11 protein-coding genes are annotated in these 11,992 nt (G+C 65.4%); 2 read left to right on the top strand and 9 right to left on the bottom strand.

Going from position 1 to position 11,992, the window contains the following annotated elements:
• Positions 1-6: 6 nt before the first annotated feature.
• The 4 genes from CKO27_RS12850 to CKO27_RS12835 form a co-directional block, all read right to left on the bottom strand.
• Positions 7-1,236 carry an HlyD family secretion protein gene (locus tag CKO27_RS12850; RefSeq protein ID WP_200375295.1) on the bottom strand — a complete coding sequence of 410 codons (1,230 nt, stop codon included), beginning with the start codon at positions 1,234-1,236 and terminating at the stop codon, positions 7-9.
• Between the two features lie 3 nt (positions 1,237-1,239).
• On the bottom strand, positions 1,240-1,671 hold the full coding sequence (locus CKO27_RS12845) for a hypothetical protein (RefSeq protein ID WP_200375294.1): 432 nt from the start codon (positions 1,669-1,671) through the stop codon (positions 1,240-1,242).
• Positions 1,672-1,837: 166 nt separating this feature from the next.
• Positions 1,838-2,050: a hypothetical protein gene (locus CKO27_RS12840; protein WP_200375293.1), complete on the bottom strand. Its 213-nt coding sequence runs from the start codon at positions 2,048-2,050 to the stop codon at positions 1,838-1,840.
• A gap of 205 nt (positions 2,051-2,255) precedes the next feature.
• Complete coding sequence (locus CKO27_RS12835) at positions 2,256-4,019, bottom strand: AAA family ATPase (RefSeq protein WP_200375292.1); 1,764 nt, start codon at positions 4,017-4,019, stop codon at positions 2,256-2,258.
• 117 nt (positions 4,020-4,136) lie between these two features.
• Between CKO27_RS12835 and CKO27_RS12830 the strand changes: the two genes are divergently transcribed.
• The gene (locus CKO27_RS12830) at positions 4,137-4,751 is read left to right on the top strand and encodes a YfbR-like 5'-deoxynucleotidase (protein ID WP_200375291.1); all 615 of its coding nucleotides are present in this window, start codon (positions 4,137-4,139) and stop codon (positions 4,749-4,751) included.
• 205 nt (positions 4,752-4,956) lie between these two features.
• Entirely contained in the window at positions 4,957-6,573 is a 1,617-nt protein-coding gene (locus tag CKO27_RS12825; RefSeq protein WP_200375290.1) for a methyl-accepting chemotaxis protein, read from the top strand.
• Between the two features lie 107 nt (positions 6,574-6,680).
• Here the strand turns inward: CKO27_RS12825 and CKO27_RS12820 are convergent, their stop codons facing one another.
• The 5 genes from CKO27_RS12820 to CKO27_RS12800 all read right to left on the bottom strand — a co-directional run bounded on the left by CKO27_RS12820 (position 6,681) and on the right by CKO27_RS12800 (position 11,953).
• Entirely contained in the window at positions 6,681-7,790 is a 1,110-nt protein-coding gene (locus CKO27_RS12820) for a protein-glutamate methylesterase/protein-glutamine glutaminase (RefSeq protein ID WP_200375289.1), read from the bottom strand.
• Between the two features lie 162 nt (positions 7,791-7,952).
• Complete coding sequence (locus CKO27_RS12815; RefSeq protein ID WP_338116020.1) at positions 7,953-8,561, bottom strand: chemotaxis protein CheD; 609 nt, start codon at positions 8,559-8,561, stop codon at positions 7,953-7,955.
• Between the two features lie 18 nt (positions 8,562-8,579).
• Positions 8,580-9,422: a CheR family methyltransferase gene (locus CKO27_RS12810; RefSeq protein WP_242470895.1), complete on the bottom strand. Its 843-nt coding sequence runs from the start codon at positions 9,420-9,422 to the stop codon at positions 8,580-8,582.
• Positions 9,423-9,432: 10 nt separating this feature from the next.
• On the bottom strand, positions 9,433-9,978 hold the full coding sequence (locus tag CKO27_RS12805) for a chemotaxis protein CheW (protein ID WP_338116021.1): 546 nt from the start codon (positions 9,976-9,978) through the stop codon (positions 9,433-9,435).
• 25 nt (positions 9,979-10,003) lie between these two features.
• Complete coding sequence (locus tag CKO27_RS12800; protein WP_200375286.1) at positions 10,004-11,953, bottom strand: HAMP domain-containing methyl-accepting chemotaxis protein; 1,950 nt, start codon at positions 11,951-11,953, stop codon at positions 10,004-10,006.
• Between the last annotated feature and the right edge of the window lie 39 nt (positions 11,954-11,992).

Here is an 11,992-nt window from a genome sequence, read left to right as displayed (position 1 = left end):
GCCGCCTCAATGCCCGCCCAGGACCAGGGTCTGGATTGGCAGCAGCAGGGCCTGGATGCGCAGGATCATGGCATGCACCAGGCCGACCGTGTCGATGGCATGCAGCCCGAAGCGGCGCCAGAAACCGGTCTCGGGGTCCGCGAGCGCCTCGTGGTTGTTGGTGTAGGCGTTGGCGATGCAGTGGCCGCCCTGGGGCAGGTCGTCGAGCTGGCCGGGGTAGAGCGGCTCCAGGAGGACCGTGAGGGTGCCGGGACGCGCGAACTGCTGGAGATCGACCAACTGATCGGTCGGTCGCACCTGACCGGAGGCGATGACGTTCTGCACCTCGGTCACCACCATCGGCACGATGGCCCAGGGCTTGGCGATGCAGGTGACCTCGCCGATCATGCCCACCTTCAGTACCTGCGCCTCGATCTGCCCGAAACCGGCCATCAGACCCGTGACCCGGCGCTCCGGCACCAGGATCCCGGCGGGTCGCAGCATGGGGTTGACCACATCGCCGGGGCGCAGCGAGAACTGCTGCACCAGCCCGTCGGTCCCGGCCACCACCAGGGTCTTCTTCCGCTCCACCTCGGCCTCGTGAAGCGCGGCCTCGGCGCTCGCCTTCTGGGCCGGAAGCTTGAAATCCATTTCCGACACGATCGCCTCGCGGCTCGCCAGGGCGGCGTCGAGCGCGCCCTGCTGGCTGTCGACCTGCACCCGCGCCCGATCGACGTCGCGCGCGGCGACCGAGCCGGGACTGCGTTTCTGCACCTCGGTGCGCGCCTTGAACTCGTCGACGGCCTGCTGAAGCATTCCGCGCGCCTGGACGAGGCGACCGTCCGACTCCGCCAACTGAGACTTGGCCACGACCATGGCGGCCTCGATCTCGGCGATCTGGCGACGCGCGGTCTCGACCGCCGCCTCCTGCGCGGTGCTGTCGAGCCGGAACAGCGGCTGCCCCGCCGCGACCCGCTGGTTGATGTCGACGAAGGTCTCGGCGACCCGGCCCGAGGTCTCCGGCAGGATGGTGACGGTGCGAAAGACCGAGGTCGCGGTCTTGGTCGAGGGATGGAAATAGAAGATCGTGGTGATCAGGCTCAGGGTCAGGATCACACAGAGGGTGATGCCCCAGCGCAGCTCGAACCAGACCGAGAACAGCGTGATCTCGTGACCCAGCCGCTTGCCCTGGGCGAAGCGGCGAAAGAGGTAGTCCGGCAGGATGGTGAGCATCGAACAAAGGAAGAGTTCCAGCATCGCTCACGCCTCCCGGTGCTCGGGCGCCGGAGCGGCGGCCGGCGGTGGTGTCGCGGCCTGTGCCGGTGGTGGCGCCGGAGCGGCGGGTTCGCCGTTCGTGGCGATCCGTTCAAGCGAACGGGCGATCGATAAAAGCGGCGTCGTGAAGTCGGGCAACGGGATGAGGGCGAGCAGCAGTCCGGCGATCCAGAAGGCGTGGTTGTGGGTGAAGAGCGCCAGCAGCGCCAGTACCGCGACCAGCTCGAACTGGATCTTCTGGCCGCGATGCGCCATCTGCTCCGGCAGCGCATGGAGCTTGAAGTAGAAGAGGCCGATGCCGATGACGGCCAGCAGCACGAAAAAGCCCATCACCACGAACAGCACGTCGGTCTCCCCAGGCGCCGTAACGAAGGGGGGCAGGTGGTGCGTCGCGGCCGGGTGTAGCGAGTCCGTCATGTCGAAAGTCTCTCAGGCGCGTTGATCCTGGAAAAGCCGTTGAACCACAAAGAACGTAAATTATTTCAAATACTTGTTTCGAGGATGACATTCACCCGGAGGGTGAATGTCATACGCACCTCACCCAGGTACAGCCGTCGGCCAGCCCTTTTAATTAGGCCGTCTCTTAGCGACGGATACCGGGGCGATTCACGCCGCCATTCCAGTTACCCGGCTTCGGGGCCAGCACGGCTCGCGCGGCTGGGGCGACAGGCACCGCCGGGCGCACCACGCACCCCTTCGGGACACCGACGGTCTTGCAATACACCACGGCATGAGCCGGCGCGACGGCGAACGTCAGGGGTAAGACCAGGGCGGACAAGAGAACGAAACGATTCATCGTGGCTTCCTTCAATGAGGGTTGATCAGCGCAAGGGTTGCGGTCGGACAATCCCGACGGCTGTGATTGGATACCTTCCATATCCAACATGCAATCCGCCTCGCTACTCGGAAAAGGCCAAACGAAGGCTGGTAACCAAGATGTCCGGCTCGCGGACTTGTCTTGCCGGTCGAGGCAACAGGCCGGAAATCGCCCATAGAGAGTGTCAGAGCAGCGTCTCCCGGATGGAGCCGATGGTACGAATCCAGGGACCGTTCTCGCGCACGGCATTGGGCAGGTCGGGCAGAACGCGCGTGGCCTGCGCCCGGCTCGGGAAGCTCCCGAACACGGCGATCACATAGCGGCGCGTCTGGATGTAATGGATTCCCTCCAGGCCGTGCGGCTCGATGAAGGTTCGCGCGGTCGCCAGATCTCGGGCGGCCACCAACTGAAGGGTGAAACGTTCCGGATCCTGACGCATCAGCCAGTCCAGATCCTCCTTGAGATCGGTCGTGCTCTCGGGCGCTGTCGGGGCGACCGGCGTCACCGGGTCGGCGGACACCTCGCCGTCGACCTCCGCGGGCACCTCCTGGCCAGTACCCTCATCCGGCGTGGCAGCGCTCGCCGGCGCGCCATCGGCCTCCTCCACCATCGCGTTCTCGACGGATTCGGATCCGCTCGGCACGGGGGTCTGCTCGATCGGCAATGGCGCTTCCGGGCTGGTCTCCAGCGGGATGGCGGGGGTCGGCTCCGGCAAGGCCGGAGCCAGTCGCGGAGGCGTCTCGGATTGACCGATGAACCGAAAGGCCACGGGCATGAGGGTGGCGATCAGAACCACGCCAAGCAGCACCGGGATGAACCAGGGCCGGCTCCAGTATGGAGCCTTGGGCGCGTTGGACTGGATCTCCGTCCTGGTGGCGGCCTTGGACTCGGGCTCGACACCCTGCCCCTGCTGATGCTCCCGGACGCGCTGGAGAATCCGGTCGAAATCGGCCGCTTCCGAGCGCTCCCCGTCCGCGACCAGAAAGTCCGAGAGCTGAGGATCGGCCGGCGCGTAACCGGACGGCTGATAGGTATCCGCCTCCAGGTCCAGGATGCCCTCGGGTGGCTCGTAGCCAGGCTCGTCATCGAGTGGCGGCGGTTCCGCCACGGGCGCGGCTGGCCGCGACACACCGGCGCCGGTCTTTACCGCCGGAGCGACGAGCTTGCCGGTCAGGGTCCGGTTGAATCCGCCCGTGCTCTTGCAGCGGCGCGTCAGCCAGGCATTGGCCTGAAGATTGAGCACCGCCGGAATACCCTTGCTGCTCGTTTGCAGCACGGCGATATCGCCCGACGTCAGCAAGGCGTCCGGATCATCGAGACCCGCGACCCGCAGCCGATGGCGCAGATAGGCCCCCGACTGCTCCAGGTTGAAGGGGCGGAGATTCAGACGCACGACCTGATTGTCATCGCTCGGGTCGGGCAGCGGCAGACGACCGCGGTTGAGGGTCTGATCGCCCACCAGCACGAGCCTTAGCCCCTGCCCTCCCGCCTCGAGGATCGCCGAGCGCATCCGCAGCAGTTGGAGGATGCTGTCGGAGCCGAGGAAATGGGCGTCGTCGATGGCGAGCACCAGTTTCGCTCGCGCCCTGGCGCGCTCGACCAGCAGATCGGTCACCGATTGATTGGGATTGTCGAAGCCACCGGCGCGCAGATGGGCGCGGATGGTGACGTCGACGGCATCAAAGGGTATGTTCGGCCGACCCCGGAAGGCGATCAGCTCGTAGCGCCCATTGAGCGCCCCGAGCAGACGCATCAACTGGATGCTGCGTCCCGAGCCGTCCGCGCCGGCCAGGATGACGATGGCCCCCGACGCGGCCAGCGCCCGCGCCGCCGTCTCGATCAGGCTTTCCAGCAGGGGATCGCTGTAGAGAAAGTCCTCGCTCGGGACGGCGTCGAAGGGCTCCTGCCGCAGCTTGAGCCGGACCAGGCAATCGGGATCAAGGGGCATGACTTCGGTTTTGGATTCAAGCAACTCGGTGGAAGGGGGCACGGATGCTACACCCCGCGCCGAGGGGGTTCAAGACGCTGAAGTTTTCGACCGTCCAGCCGTTAACGGGAGGTCAGTATGAAGGATCCGAGACTCAACATGCAGGATATCGCGCGCTCCGGACATGTCACCCGCTGGCATTCGGTCCGTTGCGCGCGCGGCCAGACCCTCGCCGAGCATCATTATCTGGTGGCCATGATCGCCCGCGAGCTCATGGGGCGTCTCCTTGGCGAGGCGGTCTCGGCCGAAACCCGACTGCTCGTCCTCGAGTACGCCCTGACCCACGACACGCCCGAATTGCTGATGGGCGATCTGCCCTCCCCGCTCAAACGCCGGATCGCCGAGATCGCGGGCGATCAGGATCCGCTCGCCCGCATCGAGCACGAGATCGCCCCCGACATCGTCGCACGCAAGGCGGCGCTCCAGGGCTCGGCCCTGGCCTACATCGTCAAGCTCGCCGATCTCATGGATGGCTGTCTTTTCATCCGCGAGGAAGGCATCGGGCGACACGCCTCGATCGTCGCCGAAAAGTCCGAGACAATGCTTGGGGACAAGCTCCAGGAGGCGCGAAAATGCTTTCCGGAGCTGGACTGGACCCAGGTAATGGAACTTTATTCACAGATGCGCGGAGAGACAGGCGCCGATAATCGGGTGCTGTTCGAGAACCCCGTCCAAGCCGCGCCCGATGAATGAGCACGAGAGAGCCAGTGGACCGGAGCCGATCGCGCGCCACGCGCCTCGGGAGTGGACCGGCCAATCCGATCGATCGCCCCAGCGCGGCGCGCCCCATCGGAACATGCCTTGAGGAATCCGCGCGAATGGACGCCAGACACCCTCGCGCGATCCGCGACAGAGGCTCGCTTTAACCGCAACACAACAACGATACGCGAGAATCGCCATGCGACGAATCAATGACTTCCCGATCTGGGTACGCCTGGTTGGAGCCATGTGGCTCATCCTGTTGCCGGCCTGGACCGGCCTCATCCTCTGGGCGGCGGATGAGCAGCGTCAGACGGCCATTCGTCAGGCCGAGTCCTTCACCAGCACGCTGCACGAGATGACCCTGGCCGGACTCACCACCATGATGATCACGGGCACCATCAACCAGCGCGCCGCCTTCCTGGATCAGATCATTGAACTCAAGAACGTCGAGGATCTGCGCGTCCTGCGGGGCGAGAACGTCACCAAGCAGTTCGGCCCCGGAACCGACCACGAGGCCCCGCGCGACGCCATCGAACGCAAGGTCCTGGAGTCGGGCGAGTCCTATCTGGCACTCTCCGACGACGGCCGCACCCTGCGCGCGATCGCGCCGGCCTTCGCCCGCGAGAACTATCTCGGCAAGAACTGCACCTCCTGTCACGCGCTGGCGCCCAAGGATGGCGTCCTCGGGGCGGTCAGCATGCGGATCAATCTCGACGACGTGAACGCGGATGTTCGCTGGTTCGCGATCAAGATCTTCTCCATGGCGGCCATCCTGAGCCTCCCCGTGCTGCTGTTCCTCTATTTCTTCGCGAGCCGCTTCGTCACGCGCCCATTGCGGCAGATGACCCAGGGGCTGGAAGGCATCGCCCATGGCGATGGCGATCTGACCTGTAGCCTGGCGGCCAACGGCCGTGACGAGATCGGACAGGCCTGCACCGCGTTCAATGCCATGATGGACAACTTCCGCGGTCTCATCTCGCGCATCCTTTACTCCACCACGCAACTCACCCAGGCGGCCCAGAATCTGGCCAGCGCCACCGAGCAGACCAACGCCGGCATCGCGCAGCAACGCAACGAGGTCGACCAGCTCGCCTCCGCCATGAATCAGATGAGCGCGACCGCCCAGGAAGTGGCCCGCAGCGCGCAGCACGGCGCGGATGCCACCCATGCCGCCCAGGAGGCGGCGGTCTCTGGCAAGGACGTGGTCTACGGCACCATGTCGCGGATCGAGCAGCTCGCCCAGGAGGTCGGGAAAGCCTCCGAGGTCATCCGCGAGTTGGGCAAGGACAGTCAGGAAATAGGCAAGGTTCTGGATGTGATCCGAGGCATCGCCGAGCAGACCAATCTGCTGGCGCTCAACGCCGCCATCGAGGCGGCGCGCGCGGGCGAGGCGGGACGCGGATTCGCGGTGGTGGCCGACGAGGTGCGTTCACTGGCGAACCGGACCCAGACCTCGACCCAGGAGATCCAGGCCATGATCGAGCGGCTCCAGCAGGCCAGCCGCCGCGCCGTGACCGTGATGGAAGAGAGCCAGCGGCATGCCGAGGACAGCCGTAGCCGAGCCGTCGAGGCGGAACACTCGCTCGACGCCATCGCGTTGGCCGTCACCACCCTCAACGACGTCAATACTCAGGTCGCCAGCTCGGCCGAGGAGCAGAGCGCCGTCGCCGAGGAAATGAACCGCAACGTCACCAGCATCTCGGACGCGGCGGAAGGCAACGCCCAGGCCGCGCGTCAGACCACGGAAGCCTCCGAGCAACTCGCGGCGCTCGCCGCCGAGCTTCAGGAACTGGTCGGGCACTTCAAGGTGTGACCACGAGTGAGGCGGCAACCTGGTTGCCGCCTCCCGATCCGGACTCGATAGCCCCCGGCCTTGTAGCCCTCCGCGACGCAGCAGGGTCTTGCGGATCCCTTCTCGGCTCAACCACCCGCCGCGCGCATGTAAGCCAGACGTGTCGGGGCCTGGATGACGATACCGGGAATCCGCGGCAGTCCCACCACGGCATCCACGCCACCGAGCTTGACCGCCTCCTTGGGCATGCCATAGACGATACAGGTCAGCTCGTCCTGGGCCACCGTCAAGGCGCCCGCCTCGTGCATTTCGAGCATCCCGCGCGCCCCGTCGTCACCCATCCCGGTCATGATGATGCCGACCGCGTTGGGACCGGCGGACTGGGCGGTCGAGCGGAACAGAACGTCCACCGAGGGCCGGTGACGGCTGACCAGCGGACCGTTCTTGACCTCGACCCGGTACTGGGCGCCACTGCGTCGCAGCAGCAGATGGTCCGTGCCTGGGGCGATCAGAGCCAGGCCGGGAATCACCCGGTCGCCATCGCGCGCCTCGCGCACCTCGATCTCGCTGAGCTGGTCGAGACGCGCGGCGAAGGCCGCCGTGAACTGGCCCGGCATGTGCTGGACCACGACGATACCGGGGGCGGTGCGCGGCAGCCGGGTCAGAACGTATTCGAGCGCCTGGGTGCCGCCGGTCGAGGTTCCGATGGCCACCACGCGCTCGGTCGTGGCGGCGAGTGGCTTGTGAAGCGGCTCGGCCAGCACCGCGTCGGCGGAGAGTTTCCTGGTCGGAGCCGCGAGCGCCGAGGCCCGCCCGCCCGCGGCGACCCGCTCCATGCGGGCGTGACTCGCGGCCTTGATGGCGTCGCCGAGGAGCATCCTGGATTCCTCCAGGAATTGCTTCAACCCGACCTTGGGCTTGGCGATGATATCGACCGCGCCCGCGCTCATCGCCTGCATGGTGACCTCGGCGCCCTTCTCGGTCAGGGTCGAGCAGATGATGACCGGTGTCGGCCGCTCCTTCATCAGTTGGCGCAGAAAGGTGATCCCATCCATGCGCGGCATCTCGATGTCCAGGACGATGACATCGGGCCACTGCTTCTCCATCAGCTTCCGGGCGAAGATTGGATCACGGGCCGACCCCATGACCTTGATGCCGTTGATCCCGTCGAGCTGCTCCGTGAGCACCTGACGCACGACCGCCGAATCGTCGACGATGAGCACATTGACCGTGTTCATGGGCGCTCGCCCTCGCGCGAGGTCGAGAACCATGAGGCCAGGCGCCGGTCGCGCGGCCATCGTCGTGGGTTATGCGAGATCGTCAATGATCGTACCTCCGTGACCTGGCTCGTCCCCCGCTCCCCCGGCCCCACGCTGGAGACTAGCGGCCTTGGTGGACTCTCAGAAAAAATCGGTTGGAACGCTCCGCTGCTTGGCCACCATGGCCTCCTGGAGGTACCGCCGCTCTTCCGTCAGGATCCGCTCCGCGTTGGTGCGCGGAATCCGTCGCAGATAGACCGAGAAATCGCCCCCGTAGAAATGGATCTGGCGTCCGTTGATCCCTCCGAGATCATGCGCGATCAGCGGAATCCCATCATTGTCGAGGAAGCGTCGGACGAACTGGACGTTGGCCGTGCCGATGGCCAGGCGATCGAGCGGCTTGTCGGTCCATCCCTGGAGCACATTACCGCCGCCGAACGCCTTGGCCCGCAGGCGATCGCGCGCGGCCCCCAGCTTGAGCAGATCGTTGATCAACAGTTCCATGGCCCAGAGACCATAGCGTCCGGCGTCGGAAGCCAGCACGGACTCGCGTCCCACGGGGTTGCGCATCGGCAGTAGAAAATGATTCATCCCCATCAGACGAGCCACGGGGTCGAACAGACAGACCGAAACGCAGGATCCGAGCAGCGTCGTCAGTATCATGGGCTCGCGCGTGACATAGTGCTCGCCGGGCCGCACGAGGTGTCGCTTGACCGCTTTGGATGGGGCGGACTGGCTTGGCACGGGCACGCGGGCGGCGTCCGATGGTCAACGCGGCTTGCGAAAAATCGACGGCTGGAGCAACTCCAGCGGGCTGTCGAGGCCATGCAGCGACTCGACGTGGCTGATGAACAGCAGACCGCCGGGCTGGAGCGCGCGCGCCAGATGCTCGATCACCCGCTGCTTGGTCGGGGGATCGAAATAGATGAGCACGTTGCGCAGAAAGACGATATCGAAGGTCTCCCCACGCGCCAGTGGCCCCAGGAGATTATGCGGCTCCAGACGCACACGCGCCTTGAGCCGGGGATCGATCAGCAGATTGCCCGTCTGAGCGCGCACGCCCTTGAGACAGTAACGCTCCAGCCAATCGCGCGGCAGGTGCCTGGCCCGCTCCAGCGGGTAGAGCGCCTGGCGCGCCTGTTCCAGCACGCGCGAGCTGATATCGGTTCCCAGGATCCGCCAATCGCCCTGACCCAGACCCTCGGCCAGCACCATGGCGAGCGTATAGACCTCCTCACCCGAGGAACAGGCCGCGCTCCAGACCCGCATGGCGCGTCCACGATAGTCCGGCAGCACCCGCTCGCGCAGATACTCGAAATGGGCCGGCTCACGATAGAAATAGGTCTCGTTGGTCGTCAGCAGATCGACCAGATGCTGACGCTCCTGGTCCTGATCCGACTCGAAGATCCGGTCGAGATAGGCGTCGAAACTGCGCAGTCCAAGATGGCGCAGACGCCGCTGCAAGCGCGCGCTGACCATCTGGCGCTTGTGCGGCGCCAGACTGATCCCGGCCCGTTCGTGGATGAAGCGTCGAAAGCGCTCGAAGTCGCGATCCATGAGGGGCACGACATCGGGGGCGCGTTCGGTTTCGCCGACCATCCGTGACGGCATGGCCGATGGCCTAGGGTTCGACATCCGTGCCGCTCGGGGCCGCCTCCTGGCTCAGTTTCCGCAGCGCCGCCAGTTCCTGCATGGACAGGACATGATCGACGCTCAGAATGATCACGAAGACATCATCCACCCGTCCCATCGCCTCGATGAAATCGGTGCGGATCTCGGAGCCGAACTCCGGCGGGGGCTTGATGTCCTCGAACGGGATCTCGAGGATGTTCCTGACCTCGTCGACCAGCATCCCGAGCACATGGCCATCCTGCCCCACCCGCACCTCCACCAGGACCACGCAACTGCGCTTGGTCAGGGTAATGGGTCCACGCCCTAGGCGCGCGCCCAGGTCGATCACCGGAACCACGTTGCCACGCAGATTGATGACGCCCCGAATGTAGTCGGGGGTCATGGGAACGCGCGTCACCACGGGGGTCTCGATGATCTCCTTGACCGCGTCGATCGACATGGCCAGTCGCTCCTCCGCGACCGAGAAGGTGAGGTATTGGGTCACCTCACCGTCGCTTTCCGCGTGGCTGGATGCGGTCGATCTGTTGCTCAACACCAGTTCTCCCATCTCCCACCTCCGCTCAGAAACGTTCGAAGTCCTTCCGCGAAAAATCGTCCAGATCGACCGTGGACTGGGCGAAGTCCTCGGTTGCCCGAGCGCCCTGGCGCGCGGCCGGCGCCCGCGTCTTGGTCGAGGAGCGACCGGCGCCGGTGCGGAAGAAGGACATGGTCTCCTGCAACTGGCTCGCCTGACCGCTGAGTTCCTCGGCCGTGGCCGCCAGCTCCTCCGAGGAGGAGGCGTTCTGCTGGGTGGCCTTGTCCAACTGGCTCATGGCCTCGTTGATCTGACTGATGCCGGCCGCCTGCTCGCCCGAGGCGGCGGTGATCTCCTCGACCAGATCGGCGGTCTTGACGATGTTGGGCACCATCTGCTCCAGGAGCTTGCCGGCCTCCTCGGCGATCGAGACGCTGCTGGTCGCCAGATGGTTGATCTCCTGGGCGGTCACGCCACTGTTCTCGGCGAGCTTGCGCACCTCGGCCGCGACCACCGTGAAACCCTTGCCGTGCTCGCCGGCGCGCGCCGCCTCGATCGCGGCATTGAGCGCGAGCAGGTTGGTCTTGTAGGCGATGTCCTCGATCAGACCGATCTTGCTGGCGATCTCCTTCATGGCCGCGACCGTGCGCTTGACCGCCTCGCCACCGCGTCGCGCCTCCTCCGCCGAACTCTTGGCGATGCCGTTGGTGACGCGCGCGTTCTCGGTGTTCTGCTGCACCGAGGCGTTGAGCTGCTCGATACTCGCCGTGGTCTCCTCCACGCTCGCCGCCTGCTCGGTCGCGCCCTGACTCAGCGCCTGGGCGGTGGAACTGACCTCGCTGGAGGCCGAGGAGAGATTATCGGCGCCGACTCGCACCTCGCCGACGATCTGACGCAGGCGCTCGACCATGCCGTGCATGTCCTTGTAAACGCCGCGCATGTTGGTCTGGTCGAACTCGATCGCCAGGTCGCCGACCGCGACCTTGCGGGTTACCTCGGCGATCACGCCCGGATCCTTGCCCAACTGGGCCATGACGGCGCGAATGATCAGCCAGGCGATACCGATTCCAAGCAGCAGGGCGATGAGGGACAGGACCGAGATCACCAGGATGGCCCGGTCGTTGGATGCCTGGACCTGAGGTCCGAGGACGTCCTGCTCCTGCTTATAGGACAACTTGACCTCGTCGATATCGGCGGCGAACTTGGGTCCAAGGATATCGAGCGTGCCGGTAACGATCTGATTGCGCTCCTTGATCGCCTGCACTAGGCGCTCGAAGGCGGTCTTGTACTCGGCCTTGTAGCGCATCACCTCGTCTAGCCAGGCGCGGCGCTGGGGATCCTGGATGGTGGCGGCCATCTCGCCCATCTGTTTGTCGAGCTCGGCCCATTCCTGAGCGACCCGATCGGCATTCTTCTGGTCGTTGTCGCCAATGAAGCGGCGCACGTAGAGGCGCGCCAGCAGGAGGTTGCGCATTCCCCGAGCGGACTTCAGAACGGCCTCGGCATCCCCGGACTGATTGGCGCTCTCCAGGATCCTGTTCAGACGCTGTTCGATCTCGCGGCCGGTGACGGCCAGCACCTCGTTGTCGAGCTTGTCGCTTTCGCGCGTGTAGGCGACCACCTGCTCGAAGCCCTTGGCATAGGCGTCGATATTCGTGTTCGAGGCATTGAGCTTGGCCAAACGCTCGGGGTCGCGGACCAGGGCGGTGACCTCCTTGAGGATGGCGTCGGTCGCTTGCAGATACCCCTGGAACGCCTTTTCGGCCTTCTCGCTGTGGGTCTGGATGAAATCCTTGACCTGAATCCGCCCCAACAGCATGTTGGCCTGCATCTCGCCCATGCGGTTGGCCCGAACCGCCTTCTCGCGATAGGAGGCGAAGCCGGTGGAGGCGCTCTCGATCGTGAAATAGGACAGCGTGCCCACCACGACCAGCAGGGCGAGTACAGTGCCGAAACCGAGAATCAGTTTCTTGGCCATCGTCATCGAACGAAACATTGGGCTCTCCTAAATCGATACGTCAATCGATACGTCGTT

The organism is Thiocystis violacea (assembly GCF_016583575.1).
GTDB lineage: Bacteria > Pseudomonadota > Gammaproteobacteria > Chromatiales > Chromatiaceae > Thiocystis > Thiocystis violacea.
The sequence above is the reverse complement of the archived record's forward strand: the minus strand, read 5'-3'. Positions and strand labels throughout refer to the sequence as shown.